The organism is Halomonas citrativorans (assembly GCF_900163645.1).
Taxonomy (GTDB): Bacteria; Pseudomonadota; Gammaproteobacteria; order Pseudomonadales; family Halomonadaceae; genus Vreelandella; species Vreelandella citrativorans.
Genome location: NZ_FUKM01000059.1, coordinates 57,502 through 83,921 on the forward strand (window position 1 = coordinate 57,502; position 26,420 = coordinate 83,921).

At 53.0% G+C, this 26,420-nt stretch carries 30 protein-coding genes; 11 read left to right on the forward strand and 19 right to left on the reverse strand.

Annotation, left to right across the window (positions count from 1 at the left end):
• Positions 1-42: 42 nt before the first annotated feature.
• Positions 43-489, forward strand: coding sequence for a hypothetical protein (locus CZ787_RS17455; protein ID WP_087111620.1), 447 nt, complete (start codon positions 43-45; stop codon positions 487-489).
• Positions 490-492: 3 nt separating this feature from the next.
• Here CZ787_RS17455 and CZ787_RS17460 read toward each other — a convergent pair whose 3' ends face one another.
• The 12 genes from CZ787_RS17460 to CZ787_RS17515 all read right to left on the reverse strand — a co-directional run bounded on the left by CZ787_RS17460 (position 493) and on the right by CZ787_RS17515 (position 9,802).
• The gene (locus tag CZ787_RS17460; protein WP_087111623.1) at positions 493-1,215 is read right to left on the reverse strand and encodes a SanA/YdcF family protein; all 723 of its coding nucleotides are present in this window, start codon (positions 1,213-1,215) and stop codon (positions 493-495) included.
• 18 nt (positions 1,216-1,233) lie between these two features.
• On the reverse strand, positions 1,234-1,803 hold the full coding sequence (gene sufT, locus CZ787_RS17465; RefSeq protein WP_087111625.1) for a putative Fe-S cluster assembly protein SufT: 570 nt from the start codon (positions 1,801-1,803) through the stop codon (positions 1,234-1,236).
• A 26-nt stretch (positions 1,804-1,829) separates the two neighbouring features.
• Positions 1,830-3,095 (reverse strand): cysteine desulfurase, encoded by a 1,266-nt coding sequence (locus CZ787_RS17470; protein ID WP_087111627.1) that lies wholly within the window; start codon positions 3,093-3,095, stop codon positions 1,830-1,832.
• Between the two features lie 27 nt (positions 3,096-3,122).
• Positions 3,123-4,466, reverse strand: coding sequence for a Fe-S cluster assembly protein SufD (gene sufD, locus CZ787_RS17475; protein WP_087111629.1), 1,344 nt, complete (start codon positions 4,464-4,466; stop codon positions 3,123-3,125).
• Entirely contained in the window at positions 4,463-5,212 is a 750-nt protein-coding gene (gene sufC, locus CZ787_RS17480; RefSeq protein ID WP_087111631.1) for a Fe-S cluster assembly ATPase SufC, read from the reverse strand. The genes sufD and sufC overlap by 4 nt, the downstream gene beginning before the upstream one ends.
• A gap of 79 nt (positions 5,213-5,291) precedes the next feature.
• A complete protein-coding gene (gene sufB / locus CZ787_RS17485; protein ID WP_087111633.1) occupies positions 5,292-6,734 on the reverse strand; it encodes a Fe-S cluster assembly protein SufB in 1,443 nt (480 codons plus the stop codon).
• A 96-nt stretch (positions 6,735-6,830) separates the two neighbouring features.
• A complete protein-coding gene (locus CZ787_RS17490; protein ID WP_087111634.1) occupies positions 6,831-7,295 on the reverse strand; it encodes an SUF system Fe-S cluster assembly regulator in 465 nt (154 codons plus the stop codon).
• A gap of 254 nt (positions 7,296-7,549) precedes the next feature.
• Positions 7,550-7,891 (reverse strand): zinc ribbon domain-containing protein YjdM, encoded by a 342-nt coding sequence (locus tag CZ787_RS17495; RefSeq protein WP_087111636.1) that lies wholly within the window; start codon positions 7,889-7,891, stop codon positions 7,550-7,552.
• 77 nt (positions 7,892-7,968) lie between these two features.
• Positions 7,969-8,445, reverse strand: a complete 477-nt coding sequence (locus tag CZ787_RS17500; protein ID WP_087111638.1) for a YbhB/YbcL family Raf kinase inhibitor-like protein — start codon at positions 8,443-8,445, stop codon at positions 7,969-7,971.
• Positions 8,446-8,512: 67 nt separating this feature from the next.
• The gene (locus CZ787_RS17505) at positions 8,513-9,052 is read right to left on the reverse strand and encodes a hypothetical protein (RefSeq protein WP_087111640.1); all 540 of its coding nucleotides are present in this window, start codon (positions 9,050-9,052) and stop codon (positions 8,513-8,515) included.
• A 36-nt stretch (positions 9,053-9,088) separates the two neighbouring features.
• Positions 9,089-9,460 (reverse strand): thiol-disulfide oxidoreductase DCC family protein, encoded by a 372-nt coding sequence (locus tag CZ787_RS17510; protein ID WP_087111642.1) that lies wholly within the window; start codon positions 9,458-9,460, stop codon positions 9,089-9,091.
• Between the two features lie 126 nt (positions 9,461-9,586).
• Complete coding sequence (locus CZ787_RS17515; RefSeq protein WP_087111644.1) at positions 9,587-9,802, reverse strand: DUF2945 domain-containing protein; 216 nt, start codon at positions 9,800-9,802, stop codon at positions 9,587-9,589.
• Positions 9,803-10,020: 218 nt separating this feature from the next.
• On the opposite strand from CZ787_RS17515, the gene CZ787_RS17520 reads away from it, so the two are divergent.
• A complete protein-coding gene (locus CZ787_RS17520; RefSeq protein ID WP_087111646.1) occupies positions 10,021-10,491 on the forward strand; it encodes a flavodoxin family protein in 471 nt (156 codons plus the stop codon).
• A gap of 52 nt (positions 10,492-10,543) precedes the next feature.
• Here CZ787_RS17520 and fadA read toward each other — a convergent pair whose 3' ends face one another.
• Complete coding sequence (fadA, locus tag CZ787_RS17525; protein WP_087111648.1) at positions 10,544-11,722, reverse strand: acetyl-CoA C-acyltransferase FadA; 1,179 nt, start codon at positions 11,720-11,722, stop codon at positions 10,544-10,546.
• A 24-nt stretch (positions 11,723-11,746) separates the two neighbouring features.
• The gene (fadB, locus tag CZ787_RS17530) at positions 11,747-13,924 is read right to left on the reverse strand and encodes a fatty acid oxidation complex subunit alpha FadB (RefSeq protein ID WP_087111650.1); all 2,178 of its coding nucleotides are present in this window, start codon (positions 13,922-13,924) and stop codon (positions 11,747-11,749) included.
• A 273-nt stretch (positions 13,925-14,197) separates the two neighbouring features.
• Between fadB and CZ787_RS17535 the strand changes: the two genes are divergently transcribed.
• Both CZ787_RS17535 and slyA read left to right on the forward strand, forming a co-directional pair.
• Complete coding sequence (locus tag CZ787_RS17535; RefSeq protein ID WP_087111682.1) at positions 14,198-15,352, forward strand: DUF5924 family protein; 1,155 nt, start codon at positions 14,198-14,200, stop codon at positions 15,350-15,352.
• A gap of 73 nt (positions 15,353-15,425) precedes the next feature.
• Positions 15,426-15,878: a transcriptional regulator SlyA gene (gene slyA, locus CZ787_RS17540; RefSeq protein WP_087111652.1), complete on the forward strand. Its 453-nt coding sequence runs from the start codon at positions 15,426-15,428 to the stop codon at positions 15,876-15,878.
• A 9-nt stretch (positions 15,879-15,887) separates the two neighbouring features.
• Here the strand turns inward: slyA and CZ787_RS17545 are convergent, their stop codons facing one another.
• Positions 15,888-16,427, reverse strand: a complete 540-nt coding sequence (locus CZ787_RS17545) for a preprotein translocase subunit YajC (protein WP_087111654.1) — start codon at positions 16,425-16,427, stop codon at positions 15,888-15,890.
• A 148-nt stretch (positions 16,428-16,575) separates the two neighbouring features.
• On the opposite strand from CZ787_RS17545, the gene CZ787_RS17550 reads away from it, so the two are divergent.
• The gene (locus CZ787_RS17550; protein WP_087111656.1) at positions 16,576-17,028 is read left to right on the forward strand and encodes a universal stress protein; all 453 of its coding nucleotides are present in this window, start codon (positions 16,576-16,578) and stop codon (positions 17,026-17,028) included.
• 115 nt (positions 17,029-17,143) lie between these two features.
• Here the strand turns inward: CZ787_RS17550 and CZ787_RS17555 are convergent, their stop codons facing one another.
• Complete coding sequence (locus CZ787_RS17555) at positions 17,144-19,063, reverse strand: ATP-binding cassette domain-containing protein (protein ID WP_087111658.1); 1,920 nt, start codon at positions 19,061-19,063, stop codon at positions 17,144-17,146.
• A gap of 133 nt (positions 19,064-19,196) precedes the next feature.
• Between CZ787_RS17555 and CZ787_RS17560 the strand changes: the two genes are divergently transcribed.
• The gene (locus tag CZ787_RS17560) at positions 19,197-20,048 is read left to right on the forward strand and encodes a TatD family hydrolase (protein ID WP_087111660.1); all 852 of its coding nucleotides are present in this window, start codon (positions 19,197-19,199) and stop codon (positions 20,046-20,048) included.
• A gap of 13 nt (positions 20,049-20,061) precedes the next feature.
• On the forward strand, positions 20,062-20,541 hold the full coding sequence (locus CZ787_RS17565) for a hypothetical protein (RefSeq protein ID WP_087111662.1): 480 nt from the start codon (positions 20,062-20,064) through the stop codon (positions 20,539-20,541).
• Here the strand turns inward: CZ787_RS17565 and CZ787_RS17570 are convergent.
• Positions 20,538-21,122, reverse strand: a complete 585-nt coding sequence (locus CZ787_RS17570; protein ID WP_087111684.1) for an elongation factor P hydroxylase — start codon at positions 21,120-21,122, stop codon at positions 20,538-20,540. The genes CZ787_RS17565 and CZ787_RS17570 overlap by 4 nt on opposite strands.
• 139 nt (positions 21,123-21,261) lie before the next feature.
• Here CZ787_RS17570 and CZ787_RS17575 point away from each other — a divergent pair, with 139 nt between their 5' ends.
• The 3 genes from CZ787_RS17575 (at position 21,262) to CZ787_RS17585 (ending at position 24,481) form a co-directional block, all read left to right on the forward strand.
• Entirely contained in the window at positions 21,262-22,680 is a 1,419-nt protein-coding gene (locus CZ787_RS17575; protein WP_087111664.1) for an MATE family efflux transporter, read from the forward strand.
• A 3-nt stretch (positions 22,681-22,683) separates the two neighbouring features.
• Positions 22,684-23,676 carry a DUF3080 family protein gene (locus CZ787_RS17580; protein ID WP_318779697.1) on the forward strand — a complete coding sequence of 331 codons (993 nt, stop codon included), beginning with the start codon at positions 22,684-22,686 and terminating at the stop codon, positions 23,674-23,676.
• A gap of 109 nt (positions 23,677-23,785) precedes the next feature.
• Positions 23,786-24,481 (forward strand): hypothetical protein, encoded by a 696-nt coding sequence (locus CZ787_RS17585; RefSeq protein WP_087111668.1) that lies wholly within the window; start codon positions 23,786-23,788, stop codon positions 24,479-24,481.
• An 88-nt stretch (positions 24,482-24,569) separates the two neighbouring features.
• Here the strand turns inward: CZ787_RS17585 and tusA are convergent, their stop codons facing one another.
• The gene (gene tusA / locus CZ787_RS17590) at positions 24,570-24,821 is read right to left on the reverse strand and encodes a sulfurtransferase TusA (protein WP_087111670.1); all 252 of its coding nucleotides are present in this window, start codon (positions 24,819-24,821) and stop codon (positions 24,570-24,572) included.
• A gap of 29 nt (positions 24,822-24,850) precedes the next feature.
• Between tusA and CZ787_RS17595 the strand changes: the two genes are divergently transcribed.
• Positions 24,851-25,138 carry an antibiotic biosynthesis monooxygenase family protein gene (locus CZ787_RS17595; protein WP_087111672.1) on the forward strand — a complete coding sequence of 96 codons (288 nt, stop codon included), beginning with the start codon at positions 24,851-24,853 and terminating at the stop codon, positions 25,136-25,138.
• 4 nt (positions 25,139-25,142) lie between these two features.
• Here CZ787_RS17595 and rlmM read toward each other — a convergent pair whose 3' ends face one another.
• Positions 25,143-26,213 carry a 23S rRNA (cytidine(2498)-2'-O)-methyltransferase RlmM gene (gene rlmM / locus CZ787_RS17600; RefSeq protein ID WP_176372250.1) on the reverse strand — a complete coding sequence of 357 codons (1,071 nt, stop codon included), beginning with the start codon at positions 26,211-26,213 and terminating at the stop codon, positions 25,143-25,145.
• Positions 26,214-26,420 lie beyond the last annotated feature (207 nt).

A 26,420-nucleotide genomic window follows, 5' to 3' on the forward strand; every position in this document is an offset into this window, starting at 1 on the left:
CGCCCCCCCCACAATCTGCGTCACCGAAGGAGGTAGACGCTCATGTTTCTCGACAATCGCCAAGTGGCGATGGACAGTGTGTTAGAAGCGCTGGCCGACAGCATTGATTATTTCCAGGACAATATCGAACGCCTGCGTCCCTCGCTGCGCGAGGCGCTGAAGCCGCACTATACCGCGCGCTTAAAGCAGATGCGCTCTCTCCAGGAGCTTGCACGGGCACATTTAAAGATGCTGCCGCGAGATGCTGACGTTGAACGCGATGATTTTTTATGGCTGTGGAGCCGTCTAAAAAGCTTTGTGGGCAACGATAGCCAGGTACTAATCAATGAGCTGTTAGAGCAAGAGCGTGTTTTGATGCAGGCACTATCTACCCTGTTTACCCATCCACTACCCGACCCCATTGAGCCGGTGGTGGATGAGTGCATGCAGGAGTGCCGTAAACTCATTCGCGAGCTTTACACGCTGCAAAAACGTAAAGCAAAGCGCTAAGCTTTATAAGACTTGCTCTGGTTCCAGCCTATCAAGCGTCGGCGCAGTGAATGGCACGACGTTTTGAAGCTCAATGGGTTCGGGTGGGCCTAAAAAGTAAGGCTGCCGATTCCATATATAGATATCGCCCAGCGTCGCTACTCGCGCCAACCATTCGCGTGCCCTCAAACGCCACTCATCGGCTGCAGGACTCTCTTCTGCAACGCATCCGGTCACATCCAACCCAAGTGCACGACCAATAAATATCGCGCGCGGTAAATGCCAGCTTTGGGTCACCAAAAGCGCCTGCTCCAGCTGAAAAACATCGCGGGCTCGCGCCAGCGTGTCGTAGGTGCTAAACCCCGCAAAATCCATGGTGAGCTGCTCAGCAGGCACGCCGCGTCGATGCAGATCACGCCACATGGCACGCGGCTCGTTATATGCTTGGGTACGATTATCCCCCGACAGCAACAAATGAGACACGCGCTGCTCGTTGGCAAGCAGGGCCGACGTACGCATGCGGGCATGAAAATGCGGGTTACGCAGGCCGCTGCGAGTCCAGTGGGAGGTACCAAATACAATTCCCACATCCGCAGGGCGACACTCAAGCACCTGGTTTTCAATGTAGCGTTCCGTGCTACCTACTACCCATAAATTACCACCTACAAATACCAATGCCGCCAGCAGCAATAAAGCTCCTAGCGACATTAGCAGGCGTTTGATCCACCTTAGCAACACACTGTACACCCGGCGATCCTGATGCGCTTAGAACATACCAAGCTCAAGTTTCGCCTCGTCGCTCATCATGTCACGGCTCCAGGAAGGGCTGAATACAATCTCGGTATGGACCTTGCTAATCTGGGGTGCTCCGAGAATTTTATTACGTGCATCCGCCGCAATGACATCCCCCATCCCACAGCCGGGAGCGGTCAGCGTCATACGGATCGTCACGACCTGCTCGCCCGTAATCAGTCGCTCAATACGGCACCCATACACTAGCCCGAGATCCACGATATTCACCGGAATTTCTGGATCAAAGCAGGTGCGTAGCTGGTCCCACACAAACTGCTCTATTTCTTCTTCGCTGGCATTTTCGTGCAGGGTCGGTCGCGGTAACGCCTCAAGCCCCAAGGCATCTAAATTGCGCCCTTCTATGAGATAGAGACGCCCTTCAAAGCCAACACTGACCGAGCTGCCCTTGGCTTGCATCACGCTAACAACGCTATCTTCCGCCAGGATATCCGTTTTCCCAAAGGGAATCGCAATAGCTTCCACGTCACGCTGAAGTGGCAGTTTCTGGCCCCGCTCAAGGCTCGCGATTTGCTCGATGTCCATAGCTTTCTCGTTACTCATAGATTGCCTTAACGCACCATACCAATAACGCGATTGAGAGCGGCAATAAATACATCCACTTCTTCGAGGGTATTATACGCCGCAAACGATGCTCGGCACGTAGCATCCACGCCAAAGTGTTGAAGTAGCGGCTGCGCGCAGTGATTGCCGGTACGAATGGCGACGCCTAACTGATCGATCAACAGGCCAATATCCTGAGAGTGTGCACCGTCAACGACAAACGATAGCACCCCGGCCTTGTGCGGCGCGGTTCCCAAAATCTGCAGCCCGTCAATGCGTTTTACGCCTTGGGTGGCATGCTCAAGCAATACTCCCTCCCACTCACCAATTGCCGCGACGCCAATACCTTCGACCCACTCAAGTGCGCGGTCCAAGGCGATGACTTCAGCAATGGCGGGTGTGCCCGCCTCAAACTTATGCGGAATATCCGCAAAGGTAGTGCCAACGTCAAAGGAGACCGTCTTGATCATCTCACCACCGCCTTGCCAGGGCGGCATGGCTTCAAGCAACGCCTGCTTACCGTACAGTACGCCGACGCCTGTTGGCCCGTAAACCTTGTGGCCAGAGAAGGCGTAAAAGTCGGCATCAATCGCTTGCACATCCACTTTCTGATGAGGTACCGCCTGCGCGCCATCAATCAGAATGACCGCACCGTGCTGGTGGGCAAGCGCCGCCATCTCTTTAACCGGATTAATGGTTCCCAGTGCGTTAGACACATGGTTAACGGCGACCAGTTTAGTGCGCTCGCTTAATAGCGCACGGTAAGCCGCCATATCCAGTGCACCCGTTTCATCAACCGGAATCACCTTAATGGTAAAACCACGCTCAGCAGCCAATAGCTGCCACGGTACAATATTGGAGTGATGCTCAAGCAGTGAGATTAATACCTCATCACCTGCTGCGAGGTGGGTGCGACCCCAGGATTGAGCCACCAGATTAATGGCTTCCGTCGTGCCACGCGTGAAGATAATCTGACGCGCCTCTTCAGCATTGAGAAACGCTTTAACGCGCTGGCGTGTGCCTTCATACGCCACCGTCGCCTCATCGGCCAGCGTATGCAGGCCGCGGTGAATATTCGCGTTATAGCGAGAGTAGTAATCGCTAAACACGTCTATCACCTGCTGAGGCGTCTGGCTGGTGGCAGCGTTATCCAAATAGACCAGCGGCTTACCATGCACTTCCCGACGAAGGATCGGGAAATCATTGCGTAGTGCCATGACGTCAAAAGGTGCCTGGCCGTTCGCTGTCGCTTTCTCAAGTACCGTAGACGACATTCATCACTCCTTATTAGGCCGTAAAGCTTAGTCGTTGAGCGCGACGGCCGTTTCTACCAGGCCAGCCAGGTTAAAGCGTTCCGGCAATTTACCGGCAACCGCAAGCTCTACACGCTCAGCGATTTCATCCAGCGCCACTTTATCCAGCACTTCACCGGCAAAGGCCAAGGTCAACAGCCCCCGCGCCGTTGCCTCATCGATACCGCGCGTACGCAGCGCGTAAATAGCCTCTTCATCCAGCTGACCGGTCGTCGTGCCGTGAGAGCACTTCACATCGTCGGCATAAATTTCAAGTTCAGGCTTGGCATCAATCTGGGCGCGATCAGACAGCAGCAAGTTCTGATTGCTCTGAAAACCTTCAATCTTCTGGCTATCGCGCTTAACGTACACCTTGCCGTTAAACACGCCATGCGCACGGTCATCCAGAATGCCTTTGTAGTTCTCGTTGGAGAACGTCAAGGGCGCGTTATGATTGACCTTGGTGTGGTTGTCCACATGTTGGCGACCCTGACCGAAGAACAGGCCAAAGAAGTTGGTTTCAGCACCCTGACCATTAAGGTCACTGATCAGGTCGTTACGCACCAGCGCGCCACCCAGATTCAGGTTATACGAGGTGTAACGGCTATCACGCCCCTGCTCAACGTGCATGCTGGCAACATGCATGTCGTTAAGCGGTGCTTCCTGAAGCTTGTAGTGGTTCAGAATAGCGCCGCGGTCCAACATAAACTCGCCCACGACGTTGGTGAAGTTAGCCGCGTCCTGATCACCGCAGTAGTGTTCAATCAGGGTGGCTTCACTGCGACCACCTGCCTCGACCAGAATACGCGGATGGCTCATCACCGGCGCACTGTTCGCCTTGGAGAGAAACTGCAGCAAGATAGGCTTATCGACCACCGTACCTGGCGCGATGCGAACCACAGCGCCCTCTTCCATAAACGCGGCATTCAGTGCCGCGAAGGGAGAAAAATCCACGCTAGTTAAGCGACCAAGCGGGCCGCCCACGGCTTCGTGATTTTCAGCAAGCGCTTTTGACAGCGGCACGACATGAATGCTCTGGGGCAGTGCATCGACATCCGACAGCGCCGGGGCGTAAACGCCATCAACAAACGTTAACCGATAAGCCGCGACAGGTAGCGTTAACGCTGCTGCCTGAGCGGGTGAGTAGTCGGCATTATCGGCCAGCGCAAAGTTACCCTGAGCGATGGTGCGAACATCGGTATATTTCCACTCTTCATCACGGCGTGTAGGAAAGCCCAGCGCTTCAAAGCGAGCAGCGCCCGCCTGGCGACGCGCGGCAATCCAAGATGGCTCCGCTTCGCGCTGCTGGCTACGCGCTTTTAGCGTGTCCAGAAAGGTTTGCGTATCGCTCATGCCACAGACTCCTCAATACCTTCGTATCCATTGGCCTCTAGCTCTTTGGCAAGCTCGGCATCACCGGTTTTAACAATACGGCCGTCAACCAGGACGTGGACTTTATCAGGAACGATATAGTCAAGCAGGCGCTGATAGTGGGTTACCAACAGAATCGCGCGCTCTTTGGCACGCAGGCTGTTAACACCGTCAGCGACCACTTTCATGGCGTCGATATCAAGGCCGGAGTCGATCTCATCCAGCATGGCGAGTTTAGGCTGAAGCACCAGCATTTGGAGAATTTCGTTGCGCTTTTTCTCGCCGCCAGAGAAGCCTTCGTTAACCGCGCGCTGCAGGAAGCTTGCGTCCATTTTCATAGAGCCAAGCTTCTCTTTCACCAACTTCATAAACTCAGGTGCCGGCATATCTTCTTCACCGCGCGCCTTGCGCTGGGCGTTCAGCGCTGACTTCAGCAGGTAAATATTCTTTACCCCCGGGATCTCAACCGGGTACTGGAAACCCAACAGCAGGCCTGCCTGGGCGCGCTCTTCAATTTCCATCTCAAGTACGTCTTTACCTTCAAAGGTGATGCTGCCCTGGGTGACTTCATAGCCATCTTTACCTGCAATCACCGCTGACAGGGTTGATTTACCCGCGCCGTTAGGCCCCATGATGGCGTGTACTTCACCGGCGTTGATGGTCAGGGTAAGTCCTTTAAGAATCTGCTTGTCTTCAACGGTGACGTGTAAATCAGTTACTTGCAACATAGTCATAAACCTTCTAATTCTGGCGAGTCGCTGGCGCGACGCGTATCAAAGTAATGTGTACGGCAATCCGGCTAAACGATTAGCCTACCGCGCCTTCCAATGTCACGTTCAAGAGCGCTTCAGCCTCTACCGCGAACTCCATCGGTAGTTCCTGGAAAACATCTTTACAGAAACCGTTAACAATCATACTGACCGCATCTTCCTCGGAAATACCCCGGCTCCGGCAGTAGAACAGCTGGTCTTCACCAATTTTTGAGGTGGTGGCTTCATGCTCAATCGTTGCCGTGCTATTACCGATTTCCTGATACGGGAAGGTGTGAGCGCCACACTTGTCGCCAATCAGCAGTGAATCACACTGCGTGAAGTTACGCGCCCCTTTGGCACGCGGGCCAATTTTCACCAGGCCACGATAGGACTGGTCGCTCTTACCTGCCGAAATACCTTTGGCCACGATATAGGAGCGCGTGCCTTCACCAATATGAATCATCTTGGTGCCAGTATCGGCCTGCTGACGCCCGTTAGTAACGGCAACGGAGTAGAACTCGCCAATGCTGTCTTTACCGCGCAGCATGCAGGAAGGATATTTCCAGGTAATGGCCGAGCCGGTTTCGACTTGGGTCCAGCTAATACGTGAACGTGCGCCACGGCAGTCGCCACGTTTGGTCACGAAGTTATAGATGCCGCCCTTACCGTTCTCATCACCGGGGTACCAGTTCTGAACGGTAGAGTATTTGATGTACGCATCATCTAATGCGACAAGCTCAACAACGGCCGCGTGCAGCTGGTTCTCATCGCGCATCGGCGCGGTGCAACCTTCCAGATAAGAGACCTGAGCACGGTTTTCGCAAATGATCAGCGTACGCTCGAACTGACCGGTATTGGCCGCATTGATACGGAAGTACGTCGATAGCTCCATCGGGCAGGTAACGCCTTCAGGAACAAATACGAACGAGCCGTCGGTAAACACAGCTGAGTTAAGCGCGGCAAAGTAGTTATCGGCCACCGGCACGACGGTACCCAAGTACTGCTTGATCAGCTCGGGATAATCGCGGATTGCCTCAGAAATGGAGCAGAAGATAACACCGGCTTCAGCCAGTTCCTTTTTAAAGGTCGTCGTTACGGATACTGAATCGAAAACCGCATCTACTGCAACGCCAGCAAGCGCCGCCCGCTCGTGTAGCGGAATCCCCAGTTTTTCGTAGGTTTCCAGCAGCTTGGGGTCGACCTCGTCGAGGCTTTGCGGGCCATCTTCGGGGCGTTTTGGCGCGCTGAAGTAGGAAATCGCTTGGTAGTCGATAGGCGGATAATCAAGGTGCGCCCAGGAAGGCTCTTTCATGGCCAACCACTGGCGGTAAGCGTCAAGACGCCATTCAAGCATCCACTCCGGCTCGCCCTTCTTCTTGGAGATAAACGCGATAGTGTTTTCGTCCAGACCAGGTGGAAGCGTGTCGCTTTCAATATCGGTTACAAAGCCATCTTTGTATTCGCGACGAACCAACTGTTCCATTTCTTCGGTTGCCATGGTGTTACCCTCCGGGCAGTTGGTGGCGAGCACCGCTCGCCGTCAATTATAAATAAATGCGTATCAACGCTTATCGGGATTTGCGTATGTTCAGATTTATGCAGATACCGCCGATAGATTGATACTTTGAATTGGTAATTGTACGGGTAGCTTGAGAGGCGATGATGCCGCCAAATGAGCTAACGTTACGCTTTCAAGCAGGGTACGAATCGCGAGCGATACACGCTGCCAATTGTCGGCCACACCACACGTTGCGACTAACTCGCACTCTCCCTGGGCATGACTACACTCGGTCATCGCGACAGGGCCTTCAATCGCCGCAATAATATCCGCTGCGGTAATTTGTGACGCGGGTCTGGCAAGCCGGTAACCGCCTTGCGCCCCTCGCTGTGACGCTAAAAGCCCCGCGCGGACCAACATCTTAAGCGTTTTGCTTACCGTTGGGTGCGGTAGCTGTACGTCTTCCGCCAAGTCAGCTGCCGTATGCGATACCTCTGGGTGACGCGCAATTTGTGCCATCACAACAGCGGCGTAATCTGTCAGCCGAGAAAGCTTGAGCATAGCGACTCCCGTTAGCCAGCAAATCATCAGGCTGGCTTGCGTATTAATTGGGTACCATTTTAGTCCTGTATAAAATCGATGTGAAGCCCTATTGCCCAATCCTTGGAAAATTGCGTCAATTTCTGGCACGTTCGCTGCCGTTACCATCAAAAACAGCAATCATTATCATTTAAAAAATTTATTGGCTACTCCCACAAAAAAGCCCATCCACCAGGGATAGGCTCGTTATGGATAAGCACTCGATTAACTGAGCATCAGGCTTTTTTAACGAATTCAGATTTAAGCTTCATGGGGCCAATGCCATCAACTTTACAGTCGATATCATGATCACCTTCAACAATACGAATACTTTTGACCTTCGTGCCGACCTTAACGACCAACGAGCTACCTTTGACCTTTAAATCTTTAATGACGGTCACACTATCGCCGTCAAAAAGGGGATTGCCGTTCGCATCACGTACGCTGGGAGTATCGTCAGTGGCATCAGCATCCACCGTTTTCGACCACTCATTACCACATTCCGGGCAGACGTACTGCAAGCCGTCATCATAGGTAAACGTTGAGGCGCAGGCAGGACAATTAGGTAATTCGTTCATCAATGGCTCCATCGCAAAAACCAGCAAAGCGATGGAGCCTACACCGGTTAGGCAAAATGCTCCAGCCCAAGGGAGCATTAGCCCCGCTGGTAGGTGCCTACAAGCCGGTCAATTCCCAATACGTGCGGCTCTACCTTCTCAAATAGCGCCGCGACACTTAAACCTTGTGGCAGATCCATTGACTGATCCAAAGCGAGCACTAAAAAGTAGTAAAGGTGCTTACCATGCCCTTCTGGGGGCATAGGACCGCCGTAGCCCTGCTTGTCGAAGTCGTTATTACCACAAGTACCCATCTGCGTATTTTCATCAAGTCCGCCAATATCACTTGGCAGGTTATAAAGGGTCCAGTGAACAAACCCGTAGCGGCCATCTTTTACCAGCGGCGCATCGGGGTCGTGGCAAATAACCGCAAACCCTTTTGTACCTTCAGGTACGTTATGCCACTCAAGAGGAGGCGATATATCATCGCCTTCCCCGGTATAGCGGGCGGGAATCGCCTGATGCTGCTCAAAAGCGGTGCTGGTGACTTCCATTGATGACAGGGCAAATGCCATAAGTTTCTCCTTGGGTTAGCCAATCACTATGTCTACAGAGTGGTAGTAAATATCCAAGGCATCAACGTTAATTCAGATAACCCGCATTGCGTTGCCACCACTGCTGCGCAATTACCACATTTTCTGCGTTGCTCTCAGGGCTCAGCACGGAGGGTAACTGCACATAATCCCCACTGGTTTTAGACGTTAACAGAGGATCTTGTGTTGCCAGTTGGAGCGCGTAAAGCACCAGCATTTGTTCGTACTCATCCTGGGTATTCAAGCGCGCATACAAAAGTGGCACTGCAGGTAAGCCAATATCACCTAACCGCTCGGCAGCAATATAAAAGGCTCTGCGATTATCCCGGTCTCCGTAATAGGAAACGAAGCGGCGATCGGACAATCGGCTCACATAGTAAGAAGCCTCTTCTTCAGGGCTTATGTACAGCGGCGGCACCCAGTCGGTGTCCGGTATGCTGTGGGTATTGGCTGCGGGCCCAGTTTGAGAAACCGGCCCATCAACCGCATGGAGCGCTTCTGGTTCGGGCGCTGGCGGGTTGCCTGCACACCCGGTTAATAGCGCGCCCCCAAGTAGCAGTGCATATAACATGGTTTGCTGCGTTTTCATGTTCCTTATGACTCCCCTGCAAACTATCATTACCGTTTATGACCAGCGCCCTTGGCGCTTTAGGCGTCGCTTCACCCAACTATCATAAAGCTTTCTTAATCCAGGTTTGATGACCGGCAAACCAATCAGCCAGGCAATCGGGCACAACAGTGGGACCCGCGCCATCAACAGCCGATAGGCGTCAATGCCCTCTACTATATTTCCACCGGCTTGCTCAACATGCAGCGACTTTAGCGCAGTTTCAGTTGATACACCTTTCTCTTGCAGTGTACGGCGATGCTCGCTGACATCACACCAACGAATATCTCTTGCCCCCTCGCCTGCCCAACGCTCATAACGCTGCCTGTCTTTGCGGCAACGGGGGCAAACCGCATCGTAATAGACCTTAATTGTGTTGTCAGTGGGCATATAACACTCGGAGCGGATATTGATGGGTTAAGTGTGGCACGTCGACGGCACGGCACAACGCCACTACCAGACACGCTTTTCATTAGCGCTACTCGCCATGATAAAAGCCGATAACGCGTGGTAACGCTAGTGATCCATCAGAGTAAGTGTTGAGTCTTTATGCATCGCAACATGATCGGTTTTGTCGCTTTTGATTTCATACTGCGGCTCCTCCTCACTGGCATAACGGTGATGGCCTTTGTAGGTCGTATCCTGCGTATGTACGCGAGTGATATGCCCGCTTACATAGCCTGCCTCTGAGTTCCATTTTACGTGATCGCCAACCTTGAAGCACTTAGCCATTCTCCACCCCTATCATCCTCCCCCCCTATCATTCTCCATACCTATCAGAATTTGATTCACTGAATCTTAAGTGTAGAAGCCCTCACTCATAGCGCTAAGCATTCACCTGAGACGACACACGGGAGCCAGGTTGCTACCCTACCATCAGGTAGACGCGCCGCTCTAAAGAATGGCTGCTTGCCTTTGCGTGTCCTTACTTCATCAGATAAGAGGCAGCCATGGCGGAATGCAAAAAACTGCTGATCATTGCGCACGCACCTTCCGAGAACACACAAAAGATGCTGAAGGCTGTGGTACACGGCGCGTCCCATCCTGACGTGGAAAAGGTGGTGGTAACATCGCTCACCCCGCTTGAAACGCAACCGGACGATATTCTTTCAGCCGATGCGATTATTCTCGGCACCACTGAAAACCTGGGCTATATGGCAGGGTTATTGAAGGACGTATTTGATCGATGCTACTACGCCTGCCTTGATAAAACCGAGGGTTTACCGTTCGCGTTTTATGTTCGGGCAGGCCACGATGGCACTGGCACTCAGCGTGGAATTGAGAGCATTACTACTGGGCTGCGCTGGAGACTCATACAAGAGCCACTTATTTGCCGAGGCGACTTTCAGGCAGGTTTTATCGAGCAATGCGAAGAGCTGGGGCTATCCGTGGCTGCCAGCCTGGAGGCTGGGATTATTTAAGGCGTAAAAAACGGCACCCTGATAGGTGCCGTTTATCAGTGCATATGGCTGGTTACTTCAAGCGCTCAAATACCGTCGCAACCCCTTGTCCCATACCAATGCACATGGTCGCCAGGCCTAACGTGGTGTCGCGCTGCTGCATAACGTTAAGCAGCGTGGTGCTGATGCGTGAGCCGGAACAACCTAGTGGGTGGCCCAAGGCAATCGCGCCACCGTTTAAGTTAACCTTTTCGTCCATGGCATCCAAAAAGCCCAGGTCTTTTAATACCGGCAGACTTTGCGCTGCAAAGGCTTCGTTAAGCTCGACAGTCTGGATATCATCCGACGAAAGGCCTGCGGCTTTCAGCGCCTTTTTAGAAGCCGGCACCGGGCCATAGCCCATAATCGATGCATCACAACCTGCCACACCGGTGGAAAGCACTTTAGCGATAGGCTCAAGCCCCAATGCTTGGGCACGCTCGTAGCTCATGATCGCCATGGCGGAAGCGCCCACGGAAAGCGCTGACGACGTGCCTGCCGACACGGTGCCGCTACGCGGATCAAACACCGGCTTAAGTTGGGCCATGGACTCAAGGCTTGCATCAGAGCGGATCACTTCATCGCTCTTGAACAGCACTTTAAAGCCGCGCTGGTCATGGCCTTCAACACCGACAATCTCATTCTCGAAGTAGCCTTTTTCCATTGCTGCCTGAGCACGCTGGTGCGAACGCACGCCAAACCGGTCCTGATCTTCCCGCGTAATACCGTACATCTTACCTAGTAGCTCGGCGGTCAGCCCCATCATCATGGAGGCTTTAGCGGCGTATTTGCTAATTGCAGGATTTACATCAACCCCATGCGCCATGGGCACATGTTCCATGTGTTCTACACCACCAATGATGTAGAAATCGCCCATGCCCGCTTTGATATTCGCCGCCGCAATATGCAGCGCCGTCATGGAGGAGCCACACAGACGGTTAACGGTTTGAGCCGGTACCGAGCGTGGAATGCCGGTCATGATCGCCGCGTTGCGAGCAATGTTCATGGCTTGTTCAAGGGTCTGGTTAACGCAGCCCCAAATCACATCATCTACTTCTGAAGGGTCTAGATTGGGGTTACGGGTAAACAACGCCTGCATGACAGCAGCGGACAGGTTTTCCGCACGAACGTTACGAAATGCGCCATGCTTGGCTTTTGCCATGGCGGTACGTACACCGTCGACCACCACGATATCTCTGGGATTCAAACTCATCTTATTTCTCCTGTTCGCGGTGACTTAAGCCTGACCGGGGGCGGGATAAAACTGCTCATTGTTCGTCGCCATCTGGCGCAACTTCTCAGTCGGCGCATATAGCGGGCCGAGCTCTTCAGCCAGTTCTTCCGCCAGTTTGACGAACTCAGCCACGCCCATGGCGTCGATATAGCGCAGCGCGCCACCGCGGAAAGGCGGGAAACCAATACCGTAAATCAACGCCATATCCGCTTCGGCAGGCGTATCAACGATATTGTCTTCCAGACAACGAACCGTCTCCATGCAGAGCGGCACCATCATGCGAGCAATAATATCCTCGTCGGAGAACTCTTTTTGGTCGCTAACCACTTCCTTGATTAACGCGTAGGCCTGCTCATCCGTTACTTTTTTGGGCTTGCCTTTTTTATCCTCTTCATAGGCATAAAAGCCCTTGGCGTTTTTCTGGCCCAGGCGCTCGTTTTCGTACATCACCTGGATTGCCGTTCTGCCTTCACGCGCCATGCGGTCCGGGAAGCCTTCCGCCATTACTTCATTGGCGTGAACCGCCGTATCCATACCTACTACATCCAGCAGGTAAGCAGGCCCCATCGGCCAGCCAAATTTCTCCATGACGTTATCAACACGCTGGAAGTCGGCACCCTGCTCGACCAGGAGGCTGAAGCCGCCGAAATAGGGGAACAGCACACGGTTTACTAAAAAGCCGGGGCAGTCATTCACCACAATGGGCGTTTTCCCCATGGCGCGAGCGTAAGCCACCGTCGCCGCAACGGCTGCATCAGAGGTTTTTTCACCGCGAATAACTTCAACCAGCGGCATGCGATGCACAGGGTTAAAAAAGTGCATGCCACAGAAATTTTCAGGACGCTTCAGGTTCTGAGCCAAGCGGTTGATCGAAATGGTCGATGTGTTAGAGGTCAGGATCGTATTCTCTCCTACCATCTCTTCGACTTCGCTGAGCACCGCACCTTTTACCTTGGGATTTTCAACAACCGCTTCAACTACCAAATCAACATTGCCGAAGTCGCCGTAGGAGAGCGTTGGGCGAATATTGGTCAGCTTTTCTGCCATTTGCTCACTGGTGAGTTTTTTACGCTCAACCTGCTTGGCAAACAGCTTACGGGACTCTTTCAGGCCCAGCTCAATGGCTTCATCTTTGATGTCTTTCATCAAGATAGGCGTGCCTTTAGAGGCGCTTTGGTAAGCGATACCACCGCCCATTATACCGGCGCCCAGCACGGCCGTTTGCTTAACAGGCTGCGCCAGCTTTTCATACTTGCTGGCTTTCTTTTTGACGACCTGATCGTTCATAAACAGACCGACCAGGTTAAACGCCACGCTGCTTAGCGCAAGCTTGGCAAAGGCTTTCGCCTCAATGGCCTGGGCGCGACTGCGCTCTTCACCCGCACCTTTTTGAATAACCTTAATAGCTTCAATAGGGGCTGGATAGTGCGGCCCCGCTTTACCGGCGACATACCCTTTGGCCGTTTCAAACGCCATCATTTGTTCGATAGCATTGAGCGTTAAGGGGCCTTTTTTCTCTGCGCGGCGCGCCTGGTAATCAAGCTCGCCAGCGTTAGCGCGGTCGAGGATGTCTAACGCTGCCTCCTCAAGCTGCTCGGGCGTGACCACTGCATCGACAGCACCTACTTTCAGTGACGCATCGGCACGGTTTTCAGTGCCACCGGCAATCCATTCAATCGCGTTGTCAGCGCCAATCAAGCGTGGCAAGCGTACACAACCACCCCAGCCCGGCAAAATGCCCAGTTTGGTTTCCGGCAGGCCAATTTTAGCTTTTTCGCTCATCACGCGAAAATCAGTGGTGAGCAGCACTTCGCACCCGCCACCCAAGGCAAGTCCATTAATAGCGGCAACGGTTGGAAAAGGGAGATCTTCAATCGCATTGAATATCTCGTGCACCTTGAGGTTCATCTCTTCAAGGTACGCTTCACCCTTGGTAAACAGGCTGTGAAACTCGGTGATATCCGCCCCGACGATGAATGCATCTTTGCCGCTGCCAATCATCAGGCCCTGCAAGTCGCTTTCCGCCTGAAGAGCGCGAACGGCTTCTCCCAGTTCGGTAACAACAGCGCTGGAAAGCTTGTTTACGGACTCATCTTTTAAATCAAAAATGAGCCGTGCGATATGATGGCCACCCAGGGTGTCACGACGCTCCACCGTGATGGCATTGCCTTGATAGATCATCCGTGCTCTCTCCACAAGTTTGAACTGGCGCCCCTGTCAGCAGTTTCTCAGCAGGCTCGCCGATATTTCATACGGTCGTTTGATAGCGTTAGCTTGGTTGAGTAATCGAACAACGTCAAGCCCTGACTTTTGGCTAATCCCTGCCAGGAAGTACACTTTCTCATCGACAAAATATTCCGTTATTAAGGACACATTAAGACGATTACCTACTGGGCATCGACTTTTTTCAGAAACCCATGGATCATGATTTTTTTCACTATGGGTCATATATTCATGGGCGCCCTGTTAACACCGACGCGCATAAAAGCCATTCAGCACTTTACCGAGCGCCTGGTTGAGCGCATTAAACCCTGGAGCTGGCTATGGCCGCCCATGGCATTTTCGGCGGGAGTAGGCAGTTTTTTTCTGGTCGACCGTCAGCAGTGGCTAGGCGCGGCGCTAGCGCTGGGGCTGCTATTTACCTGGGCGCTTCTGCTTTCTGAAAGTTTAATTGGCCGCTGGCTGGCCAAGCGCGGCCACCCTACCCTGCACCGTGGCGCCACTACGTTTATTGCCCAAATGATTCACCAGGAGACACTATTTTTTACCCTTCCGTTCATTTTAATTACTACGGTATGGAATAGCGGACAAACGCTGTTTGCTCTACTGGTCATTGGCATGTCGCTGTTATCAATTATCGACCCGCTTTATTACAAGGTAGCTGGCCGCTGGCGCAGCCTCTATTTTATTTTCCATGCGCTGTGCGTTTTTTTGGTGATGCTGGTAACGCTACCGATCATGCTCCATCTCACGACCGGACAAAGCCTTTTTTTAGCGATGTCTTTGATGGTACTGGTAGCGCTTCCCAGCTTTTGGCATTTACTCAAGCAGCGCTCGTTAAAACGCTGGTGCCTGTTTCTAGGGCTAGCACTTGCGCTTGCATATGCTGCCTGGATAGGCCGTATTTGGGTGCCGCCCGCAAGCCTTTGGTTGACCAGTAGTGCGCTTTCCCCTTCGCTTGATATTCAGCAGCGAGAACCGCAGGGTTCCATTGCGCTGACGCCGGACGCCATCCGTCAAAACGGCCTTTACGTGTATACCGCGATTCGCGCCCCACGAGGATTAAGCGAAACTATTTATCACGCTTGGCGTCACAACGGTGAACCGTTAGACACCGTCCGGCTGGACATTAGTGGTGGGCGTGAACAGGGTTATCGGGCATGGAGTCATAAGCTTAACTTTCCTGCTGACCCATCAGGTGACTGGCGAGTAGATATCATGACCGATAGTGGTCAACGCTTGGGGCTGATTCGTTTTACGGTATCGGAAGACTTACAAAAGGCCTCTAAAGCCGATAGCGCTATTCGCGCCAGCGGTTTAAGCAGCCTTAATTTACGTCGTTTTGTGCCAGGAAGCCGTGAACGTTCTGACACGCCGACAAGCGACTAAGTCCGCCTATGGCTTGCAATCCAAGCCATAGCTAATGACAATCTATCCTCCCACTTTTGGTAGCGAGTTGCCCATGGCTTCATCGATTGGTTTCCGTCTTGCACGCTTGCCGCATTTGTGGCGCTCAATTTTGGATCGTAGGCTCGCTCCTTTGGGGCTTACCCAAACGCGCTGGGTCACGCTTTATCATATCTGGCGCTTGGGTGAGGGACATCCCCAGTGCGACCTGGCGCGTGTGATTGGTGTTGAGGCCCCTTCACTTGTTCGTACACTGGGTCAACTTGAGGAGCAGGGTCTGGTTGAGCGACGCGCTTGTGATAGTGACCGGCGCAGCAAGCGTATTTACCTTACGCCAGCAGCAATGCCGCTTTTAGAAAAAATTGATGCGGTGGCCACCCAAGTCCGTGAAGAGTTCTTTGTCGGGCTTGGTGAGCGCGAGCTTGAACAGCTCAATGAATGGCTGTCAATAATTGAATCAAACGGGTTAGCCATTCAAGCGCGCGAGCAAGAGCCCCCTACTGCTTAAATGCTCAACTTAGCGGTGATGCACACCGTTTTGACTATCCAACGGCTTGCCTACCGGCTGGTCCGACAAACCGCTTAGCGCGGCCTTTAATTGCTTAACGTCTGCAAGATAAGTGGAAAAACGCTCGGCGGTTTGCGACTCCCACCACCAAAGCGTTAGCGCATAAGGCGTCGATTCAATCACTAGTGCATCCTGAGGCAGCCGCTCCAGGAGTGCTTTTAACGGCGCACTGGCACTTTCAGGCAAATCGCGCAGTGGTGCAATACGCCAACGCCAGCCAGCATAATAGGGTTCAAGTGCAGCACTGGCATTGCTGTCCCGTAGCAGCACAAAATCCGGGCCCGGCGCATCCTGAGGATAGTGCCAACGATAAGCGGGCATGGTGCCCCTAAAATGATGCAGCGGGGGGTTCTCCATTTTAACGGTGACCCCTTGTTGCTTAGCACCGTTACGCAGCGCCATTTGCCTTACCTGGCGCGGACTTGGCTTGAGCCACATGACCGGCGCCATCACAAATAACAATACAAAAACGATAATTAACCATACCATCACTGCTTCCACCCTATTTCAGTCTTACGCTGTTAACACGTTAAAAAAACCATGACGCAGATCGTTGTTAAGATTGTCCATGCAGCTTAAAGTAAAGGTTATCTAACAAAGTTTGCTTCTTTGTTAATTATCGCCAAGGAGATAAGCCATGAGCTATCACCATATTCTGGTTGCCGTTGACCTAACAAAAGATTCTCACAAGGTACTAGAGCGCGCGATCGTCATCGCTGAGCGCAACAATGGTGCCAAAATCTCCATTATGCATACCCTTGAGCCTTTGGGTTTCGCCTATGGAGGTGATATTCCGATGGACCTCACCAGCATTCAAGACCAACTGGATGAGCATGCAAAGCAGCGCCTGGCTGAAATTGCGACTCCCCATATCGACAAGGCCGACCAGCACGTGGTGGTGGGTATGCCCGACACGGAAATTCATCGCTTCGCGGATGAACATAACGTTGATTTGATTGTGGTTGGCTCCCACGGAAGACACGGCTTTGCCCTGCTACTGGGTTCAACGTCAACAGGCGTGCTGCACGGCGCGCAGTGCGATGTGCTCGCCGTACGGGTTGGCAAAAAGGGCGAGAGCAGCGACGAATAAGTATACGCGCTCACTCTCCTGCGCCTTACTTGCATATCGAACGCTTCTGTTCAAAAAGTTACTATCCCCAAAGGCACCGACCAGGCGCCTTTGGGATCATGCACTTGAGTTTTCGCTATTCGCCGTTGGCCATGGCTTCAAGCTCCATCCAGCGTTCCATGGCGGCTTCAAGCGCCTGCTGAGCATGCTCTAGCGCTTGCAGCTTCGCCGTCACCGCACTGGCTTCCTGCTGATAAAACGCGGGCTCTCCTACCACTTGCTCCAACGCTTCGACACTGGCTTCAAGCCGCTCGATGTCGGCAGGCAATGCATCCAGCTCGCGCTGAAACTTATAGGAGAGCTTGACGGTTTTTTTAGTGGGCTCTTCAGGTGCCTTCTCGAGCGCTTTTTCTACCGCCGCGCTGGTGGGCTCGGTTTGTTGACGCGCCGCGCCCTCCCAAGGGGCAGGCGGTAGTTTGCCGCCCTGGCGTATCCAGTCGGTGTAGCCGCCTACGTATTCACGAACAACCCCTTCGCCTTCAAAGGCCAGCATGCTGGTTACTACGTTGTCCATAAAGGTTCGATCGTGGGAAACCAGCAGCAGTGTGCCGTCAAAGTCCAGCAACAGCTCTTCAAGCAGTTCCAGAGTTTCCATATCCAGGTCGTTGGTCGGCTCATCGAGCACCAACACGTTGGCAGGCTGGGTAAACAGCTTGGCCAAGAGCAGGCGATTAGACTCCCCGCCCGACAGTGCTTTTACAGGCTGACGCACGCGGTCAGGCGTAAACAGGAAATCCTGTAGGTAGCTCATGACATGGCGATCCTTGCCACCGACGCTGACTCGGTCACTGCCTTGAGCCACGTTGTCATAAACCGTTTTTTCCAGTTCAAGTCCTGCGCGCAGCTGGTCAAAATAGGCCACTTTAAGGTTCGTGCCTAGCTGTACACTGCCGTCGGTCGGTGCTAGCTCACCCAACAGAATTTTAAGTAGTGTTGTTTTGCCCGCGCCATTGCGCCCGAGAAAACCGATACGGTCGCCGCGCACGACTTCCAGATTCACATTCCGCAGAATAACGTCGTTACCAAAGCGCTGAGTCACCCCTTTAAGCTCAACTACCCGCTTACCGGTACGCTCACCACTATCAACGGTCAGGTTAGCAGTGCCTTGGCGCTCACGGCGCTGACTGCGCTCGTCGCGCATAGCTTCAAGAGCACGTACCCGCCCCTCATTACGGGTACGGCGCGCTTTAACCCCTTGGCGTATCCAAGTCTCTTCCTGCGCCAGCTTTTTGTCGAACTCGGCATTTTCCCGCGCTTCAACTTCAAGCTCGTGCTGCTTGCGCGCCTGAAACTCTTCGTATTTGCCCGGGTAGCGGCCCAGTTTGCCACGATCAAGCTCAAGAATATTAGTCGCCAGCCTGGAAAGAAACGCCCGGTCGTGGGTAATCAACAGCACCGCACCATTAAAAGCCAGAAGCTGCTCTTCAAGCCATGCAATGGTGTCCAGGTCCAAATGGTTGGTCGGCTCATCAAGTAGAAGTAAATCAGGCTCAGACACCAGCGCTCGCGCTAACGCGACCCGGCGACGCCAGCCGCCTGAAAGAGAACTCATCTCAGTTTCAGGAGGAAGCCCCAGCCGCGTTAGCACAACATCAATACGCTGATGGAACGACCAGCCATCAATCGCTTCGATGCGGGTTTGCAACGTCGCCATGCGATTCATGTCCGGGTCGGGATCGTTGATCAAGTGCTGATATTCAGACAGCAGCTCGCCCGCTTCAGGCAGCCCCTGTGCGACCATGTCGAAAATAGTCATGCCCGATGACTCAGGTAACTCCTGAGCCAACACCCCAATTTTCAAGCCAGGCGCTCGCCAAACCGAGCCGTCATCTGCCTGAATATCACCCGCCACTAATTTTAAAAGCGTAGATTTACCGGTGCCGTTGCGCCCGACCAGCGCCAGCCGCTCGCCTTTTTCGACCGTAAGGTCAGCGCGGTTCAACAGTACTTGGGTGCCGTAGGCAAGTTGCAGCTGTTCGAGTCGTAACAAGGTCACGCAGTATCCTCCATCGTCGTGAGGCGCACAGTGTAACGCATGGACAGCAGTAGAGGGGAAGCTTCGCGCATTAGTCGATACGTGCGCTTAGCGTTACAATACTGGTTTGCTATTTTCGACGAAGGAGTAACGCTTGGCTTCATCGGCAGTCGATAACGTTTTACCTGAAGCGCTTCAATTTCGTCCTACGTCTCCGTTGGTCGATATTGGCGCTAATTTGACGCACGAAAGCTTTGATCGTGATTTTGATGACGTCATCGCGCGGGCCCATGCTGCTCATGTTAATACAATGATTGTCACGGGCACGGACCTGGCGCACGCCGAGCAGGCGATAGCCCTTTCCGGACAATATCCCGGCCTTTTCGCAACGGCGGGCATTCACCCACATGATGCCAGTTGCTGGAATGCAGAACTGGCAAACAAGATGAAAGCCTTGCACGCACATCCGAAGGTAGTCGCCGTTGGCGAATGCGGGCTGGATTTCAATCGCAATTTTTCGACGCCTGCCGAGCAAGAGCATGCGTTTGAAGCGCAGTTGGCACTAGCTGTTGAAAGCGGCCTACCGCTTTTTCTACATGAGCGCGATGCAGGCGTACGAATGCGCGAAATACTGGCCGCTTGGCGCGGTGATATCAGCGACGCGGTTGTGCACTGCTTTACCGCTGACCGCGATACGCTGCACGGCTATCTGGACCTGGATATACATATTGGCCTGACCGGCTGGATTTGCGATGAGCGTCGCGGCCATCACTTGCGTCCGCTGGTTAACGATATTCCGCTGGAGCGCTTGATGGTGGAGACCGACTGCCCTTACCTGCTGCCCCGCAATCTACCCGCTAAACTCAAAGGGCGCCGCCATGAGCCAGCGCTTCTGCCGTGGATCGTAAAAGAAATTGCCCAGTGGCGCGGTATCAGCGAAGCTGAACTAGGTAGCGCCACGACGCAAACTGCACAGCGTTTTTTCCGCCTGCCTACAGAATCTTGAAAGGAGTACGAGCGTGGCCGATTACCCAGGATTTATTGCCATTGAAACGGGCGAAGAAGATGGCCTCCCCCTTGCCATTGCCTGGTCCTTGCCCGATGGGCGCGTTAAGGAAACCTTGATCCAGCCTGACGATAGCTGGATCAAGGAAGATACCAATGCCATGGGCGCTTACAGCATTGAGGAGCTTGAGAGCTTGGGCGTTAGCCCACTTGAGGTGATTCGCGAACTGGAAAACGATCACTTCTCCGCCACCCTATACACCAGCGACAATGGTGAGGACGAGGCGGCGCTGGCGCGTCTATTTGATACGTATGGGTTGGACCCCTTCGTAGAGCTGGCGCCGGCATCGGTGCTCTACCCTTCTATCACGCCGGGTGAATGGCACCGCCAGCGACGTGAGACATTCAGCGAGCTGGGTCTGGAGCCCATGCGCCCCGAACATGAGCTTGAGGTCATGCTGTCCTTGCACCAGCGCTTAACCGAAACGGATTAAGCATTAGCAGCCACAGGCGCTTGACCCAAGACTGCCTGGCCTTGGGTAATCGCAACGGCTAGTGGCTCTTTGCGCTGATAAAACGACGTCAACGCTACGTAAAGGGCGTTGGCGCGCGTGGGCAGGCCTTCTTGTAAATAGCGCTGCTTTCGGGCGTTTACCTTCTCCGCAAATGCGTCACGATCGACGTCAACATCGCCCCCCAGATTGTCCACGCTGACATGAAAGATGCGTCCACACGCGTCGGCAAACAGTGATTCCAACGCCTGAGGGGAAATTTCGGCTTGCTCAAAAGCGCTCTGCTCCTGGGCATTGCGCCCATCGGGCAAATACCAGTAGCCATAGTCTTCCAACTGACGGCGCTTGGCACCGGCAATACACCAGTGGCTAATTTCATGCAGGGCGCTGGCATAAAACCCACGGGCAAAGATAATCTGATGATAAGGCGCTTCCTCGCTTGCAGGTCGATAAAGCGGCTCATCTTCACCTCGCACTAATCGGGTTTGATAGCGCGGCATAAAAATGCCATCAAAGAGTGCCGTAATATCCTCAAGTAACCATTTGTCATCTGCGTGAACCACAATATCCTCGTTATTTAAGACCTTTTTGCCTAGTATAACGGCCCTCGCCAAGTAGGCTGAAGTCTAAACGGCAAAAACCAGCGACTCCTGCTAATCTAGCGGCGTTTTACAGATTTCTTTACTAACGGAGAGCCTTTCCTTGGCCCGCTTTGCTGACGATATCAAAACCACCTACTGGCCAGAAACCCGCGCCTTAATTTTATTGGCGCTGCCTATTTGTGGCGCGCAGCTTGCCCAGGCAGGTATGGGGGTAGTCGATGTCATGATGACGGGACGCTTTAACGCTACGTCGCTGGCAGCGGTCTCAGTAGGTACCAGTTTATGGGCACCCTTGATGCTCTTTATGACGGGCACGCTCATGGGGCTTACCCCTATTGTTGCGTACCACCTCGGCGGGCAGCGAAGCGATGCCATTCGCCCTGCGGTTCATCAAGGGTTATGGGTGGCCTTGGTGCTAGGCATTATCGCCGCGATTCTGCTTAGAACCAGCGTCATGCCCATTTTCGAATTAATGGATGTACCGGCTCAAGTCGCTCAAGAATCAGCCGCTTATCTTTCAGCGGTGGCGTTCGGCATGCCCGGTATCGCACTCTTTCAAGCATTACGCGCGTTTTCGGATGGTATGAACCATACGCGGCCATCGTTGTGGATCAGTGTAATCGGTTTGCTAGTGAATATTCCGGCTAACTACCTGCTGATCTACGGCGGCGACGGGCTGGTCAGTTTGTTGGGTAGTGGCGTTCCCAACATCCTTCAGCAAATTCCGGCCATGGGTGCCTTTGGCTGCGGTATCGCGACGGCTATTTCCATGTGGACCATGATGTTAATCATGCTGCTGTACACTCGCCGAGGGCGTGCTTACCAAAACGTGTCGCTGTGGCACCGTTTTACGCCTCCACAGCTGGCGGGTATTAAAGAGCTGATTTTTGTAGGCATGCCGATTGGCGTGGCCATTTTTGTTGAGGTGACCCTGTTCACCTTGATCGCCCTGTTTGTTGCTAGCCTAGGCGAGATAACCGTAGGTGCTCACCAAATCGCGCTCAGTTTTACCTCTATTCTGTTTATGCTGCCGCTTTCATTGAGCATGGCATTAACGGTACGCGTGGGTAATACCCTCGGCCAACATCGCCTTACACTGGCTCGCCAGGTCGCATGGAATGGTGTGGTGGTGAGCATACTGATTGCGGCGTTTAACAGCCTCTTTTTGTGGCTAACTGCCAAGCCGGTGATTGCCTTGTATACCTCGAACCCTGAGATACAGGCGCTGACCCTTACCCTCATTGCCCTTGCGGTCATCTTCCAGCTCTCTGATTCGCTTCAGGTGAACCTGGCAGGCGCGCTACGCGGGTATAAGGACACCCGCATCGTCATGGTCATTACAGTGCTGTCCTACTGGCTTGTAGGCCTTGGAGGCGGTTACTGGTTAGGTGTGCATGGTGCAAGCGGTTTAACCGAGCCTTTAGGTGTTCATGGGTACTGGATAGGCTTGATTGCAGGGCTTAGCACCGCCGCACTGTTGTTGGCCTGGCGTTTAAAATGGATTAGCCGACAGGGGTGAAAAGTGACAAACCAGTGGCTTCTCTTCGTTATGTTCACGGCAATGTCGATTTTGGCAGGTTGCAGCGATCATGAGGCAGAGCAGCCATGGGTCGCCTATCATCAGCAATTAGCCGAAGACCTTTCCTCGCCTCCGCTCGAGCGCACAGAGGTATCCAACATAGGGGTATTTCCAGAACGCCAAGAAAGGCTGATTGAGGTAGCTGAAACCCGCGATGGCATACTCAATATTTACGCGTTGCGCGAGTGTCAAATCACGTCGCTGATTGCAGCACGCAACAATCAGCTTGGCCGCGTTGCGCCACCCAGCCAGCACTGGCTTTACGAGCGTGAGTTATGGCAACGCTTAGCGGCATGCCAGGAAAGCGATGTCCCTGAGCGTTTAAGCGAGCGCGATAAAGAGCGCCTTGAACAGCTTACTGCTCTGAAAACAGCCCAACTACCCGCTGTTAGCTGGAATGCTATTTTCGATTCTGATGAGTGGATAAAAAGCTTCTCTCGGGCAAGCCAACCGCTAGCGATGGGCGATTTTCCAGCGATTACGCAGCAGCTTACCGCTCTCGATTATTTGCAGCAGATGATAGATAGCCAGTTTAGCCAAGCATGGCAGCAAAGCTCTTCTCGGCTTGAAAACCACCTCAAGCACCTTCAAGAACGCCCCTTAACTGCCGAGATACTGCGCACATTGCTACTTTCCGAACAACGTTTGCAAGACGCCAGCGAGTACTTAAGCCAGCATGATCCTCACCATGAAGCGTGTTTAACAGCGTGGGACACTGAAGTCCTGAACCTCCTTGAAGCTAACGCGCAACAGTGGCTGCTCGCTATCAACAGGCTGATAAACAGCCAAAGCGTTGCCTTGCCAGAAGCGGTACGTGTTTATCAAACGCAATGGCTCTCGCTTGATAACGCACAAGCGCCTTGGCAGCAGTATCAGCAGGCCAAAACGCACCACTTATCGCTTAGAGAAATGCACTCAGTCTGTTTAAGCGATTAAATATTCGCCTCCCTCTTAACCTTATGGGCAACCTGTGCTATTGGTGAAGGATGCGGTAAGCATTTCTTGTTTACCAATGTCGTGGCCACGCAGCATTAGGAGGGACATCATGGGCGTATCCCAGTCACCCCGCTCTGCCCAGGTCATCGACCTGGATACCGTGCGGCTGCGTCAGCAGGCGCAGAAAAGTTTGGTTCGTTTAGCGCCCGAGTTAGACGGGTTGGAAATGGTATACCAGCTCGCTGCGAGCCCCGATTCCTATTTTGGCATGCCCATTCTGGCCTGGGGCTTAAGAGCCGATGGCCATGTTGTTGGGTTGGTGCCCTGGATGGAAACACTGACCTCCTGCCAAGAGGTGGATAGCCAGGAAAACGGCTATTTTGTTGGCTATCGCGATCCAGAAACAGAAGAGATCTTTGAGTCACCGCCCGATCACAAATATTACGAGCTAACGGCTGCCGCTGACTATTTTGAGTATGAAGCGTCGGGAGACGTTACGCTCATACAGCAAATTCCCGATACCCTGGGCACTCATGCATTGTGCATGAATCACCCCAATGCACCGTGGCATATGAAACCCGTTTACGGATGGCGCTTGTACAGCGATGGCTCTATTGATGCCTTACTTGCTGATGAAGAAAAGGCCACAATGACGCCAATTCTGTTGGGTGATAAGTGCCTCTACAGCGCACGCTCCTGTCACCCGAGCGTTTATTACTTTCAGCGCCATATCGCTAACCGTATTCTTGAAGAAGATCCCGCTACCCTTGAGACGTTAGCCATGATGGTCGTGCCAGGCGATTAACGTGCGAGGCGGTACACCTGTTTAATTATGCGCACCGTGCGAGGCTATTCACCATTAGTCGATGTTTGCCGCGCACGGCTGCACATCTTTACGCTAAGCGTATAAAGTAAACGTAGCTTTCTGCTGATTCACTGCGGTCGACAAGCTCATGGCCCAAAAATTGACAAAATTTAGGTACATCACGCGTGGTCGCAGGATCTGTTGCCACAACTTTAAGCACTTGACCTGAACTCATATCACGCACTTTGTTGTGCATCAGCATAATAGGTTCAGGACAATAAAGCCCTGTGGTGTCCAGAACGGTGTCGTAGTGGGGTGAGGCATCAGTCGTGTCAGCCATTCATATCCTCGGTTTAGGAACTAGATAGCATGATTAAAGTTATCATCGAACGACGTATTATGCCTGGCCTTGAAGATGAGTATGAACAGGCAGCACGCGAAGTCATGCGTGTTTCGCTCGGTGTCAGAGGCTTTGTCAGCGGTGAAACGCTGGCACAACAAGGCCATACAGATCGACGCTTGATGATTACCAAATGGCGCGATTTACGCGCTTGGAAAGAATGGCACGCCAGCGATGCGCGCGCCACTGCGATGCAACGTATTTTACCGCTATTAACAGAAGACGAGACGATCCGTATCTATGAAGCGGGCTATTAACACCTTAGTGGGTTAGCCTTACGTGCACCGTTACTTCTTCCCGGTCGTGATAAAGGTGCCTACAGTTTATTTGGGCACCAACACCCGCGCTTTTAAGCGCTTCTTCCAATGTTACCAGACAGCGCGTTACTTCATCCCAACGTTTCTTCATAGGTAGCTTGAGGTTAAAAATAGCTTCTCTACACCATTTACGCGTTAGCCAGCGCTCGACCATCGCCAGCACCCGTACGGGCTTATCCACGATGTCACATACCAACCAATCCAAACGCTGAGGCGGCTCCCAGGTAAAGCCATCTTCTTTAAGATGATCAATTTGCCCAGTGGCCATTAGCTGCTTATCCATTGGCCCGTTATCAATGGCATAAACGTACATGCCCCGCTGCACCAACTGCCATGTCCATCCACCGGGCGCGGCACCTAAATCTGCTGCCTGCATATGCGCGCTCAAGCGCTCCTCCCACTCTTCACGTGGAATAAACTCATGCCATGCTTCTTCCAGTTTAAGCGTAGAACGGCTTGGTGCACGCGAAGGGAAGCGCAACCGACGAATACCGTTAAGCAACTCGCTACGATTACCGGGAAAACTCATGCCCAGCTGGACACGATCACCATCGGTCCAAAAAATATGTAACCGACGCCCTCCGGCTTTGCCGCGTAGCGCACCGCGTTTTTTCAACATGCTTTGCAACGGCTTGGTAAGGGCTTTGATCAAGCCAGCCAGCGCCTTCCCATCATTAGTATCGGGCGTTTCATGCCAGATTTCTTCAAAACTCCAGCCACTAGCCTTAACCTGCTCTAAAATAGCGGTTAATCGGTCATCTCGTGACAAGGTGAGTGCAGGTAAGGCCGCCAGGCTTTGACGAGCAAAAATAAGCTTTTTAAAAGCTGCCTGCCGGTGCAAGTCATTAACGGGCTCATCGTCTGTTCGCGTTAGACTGACCCACCCTTCCCCATAAGCAGGTTCGCAGGGCACCCCCTGGTGCTTTGCATGGTGCTGCATTTCTGACAGCGCATCATGTTCAAAACCAGGGCGGCAGTAAACTAACCACGATGTCGGTACCGTTTCACTCACCACTTCACCTCAAATTGCGTCTATCACCCAAAGTGACAGCCGGTTGATATAGTCGTTGATATAGTCATTGGGGACGCATCATAGCATTAACACGTGTGCTTTATTTTCTTCCACGCATACAAAAAACCCAGCCGATTGGCTGGGTTTTTTGTTAAATAAGTGCCTGACGATGACCTACTCTCGCATGGGGAGACCCCACACTACCATCGG

Coding starts and splice junctions, on each gene's coding strand:
- CZ787_RS17455 (WP_087111620.1), top strand. CDS start 43: ATGTTTCTCGACAATCGCCAAGTGGCGATGGACAGTGTGTTAGAAGCG.
- sufT (WP_087111625.1), bottom strand. CDS start 1,803: ATGGACATCGAGCAAATCGCGAGCCTTGAGCGGGGCCAGAAACTGCCA.
- CZ787_RS17470 (WP_087111627.1), bottom strand. CDS start 3,095: ATGTCGTCTACGGTACTTGAGAAAGCGACAGCGAACGGCCAGGCACCT.
- sufD (WP_087111629.1), bottom strand. CDS start 4,466: ATGAGCGATACGCAAACCTTTCTGGACACGCTAAAAGCGCGTAGCCAG.
- sufC (WP_087111631.1), bottom strand. CDS start 5,212: ATGTTGCAAGTAACTGATTTACACGTCACCGTTGAAGACAAGCAGATT.
- sufB (WP_087111633.1), bottom strand. CDS start 6,734: ATGGCAACCGAAGAAATGGAACAGTTGGTTCGTCGCGAATACAAAGAT.
- CZ787_RS17490 (WP_087111634.1), bottom strand. CDS start 7,295: ATGCTCAAGCTTTCTCGGCTGACAGATTACGCCGCTGTTGTGATGGCA.
- CZ787_RS17495 (WP_087111636.1), bottom strand. CDS start 7,891: ATGAACGAATTACCTAATTGTCCTGCCTGCGCCTCAACGTTTACCTAT.
- CZ787_RS17500 (WP_087111638.1), bottom strand. CDS start 8,445: ATGGCATTTGCCCTGTCATCAATGGAAGTCACCAGCACCGCTTTTGAG.
- CZ787_RS17505 (WP_087111640.1), bottom strand. CDS start 9,052: ATGAAAACGCAGCAAACCATGTTATATGCACTGCTACTTGGGGGCGCG.
- CZ787_RS17510 (WP_087111642.1), bottom strand. CDS start 9,460: ATGCCCACTGACAACACAATTAAGGTCTATTACGATGCGGTTTGCCCC.
- CZ787_RS17515 (WP_087111644.1), bottom strand. CDS start 9,802: ATGGCTAAGTGCTTCAAGGTTGGCGATCACGTAAAATGGAACTCAGAG.
- CZ787_RS17520 (WP_087111646.1), top strand. CDS start 10,021: ATGGCGGAATGCAAAAAACTGCTGATCATTGCGCACGCACCTTCCGAG.
- fadA (WP_087111648.1), bottom strand. CDS start 11,722: ATGAGTTTGAATCCCAGAGATATCGTGGTGGTCGACGGTGTACGTACC.
- fadB (WP_087111650.1), bottom strand. CDS start 13,924: ATGATCTATCAAGGCAATGCCATCACGGTGGAGCGTCGTGACACCCTG.
- CZ787_RS17535 (WP_087111682.1), top strand. CDS start 14,198: ATGGGCGCCCTGTTAACACCGACGCGCATAAAAGCCATTCAGCACTTT.
- slyA (WP_087111652.1), top strand. CDS start 15,426: ATGGCTTCATCGATTGGTTTCCGTCTTGCACGCTTGCCGCATTTGTGG.
- CZ787_RS17545 (WP_087111654.1), bottom strand. CDS start 16,427: ATGGTATGGTTAATTATCGTTTTTGTATTGTTATTTGTGATGGCGCCG.
- CZ787_RS17550 (WP_087111656.1), top strand. CDS start 16,576: ATGAGCTATCACCATATTCTGGTTGCCGTTGACCTAACAAAAGATTCT.
- CZ787_RS17585 (WP_087111668.1), top strand. CDS start 23,786: ATGGGCGTATCCCAGTCACCCCGCTCTGCCCAGGTCATCGACCTGGAT.
- tusA (WP_087111670.1), bottom strand. CDS start 24,821: ATGGCTGACACGACTGATGCCTCACCCCACTACGACACCGTTCTGGAC.
- CZ787_RS17595 (WP_087111672.1), top strand. CDS start 24,851: ATGATTAAAGTTATCATCGAACGACGTATTATGCCTGGCCTTGAAGAT.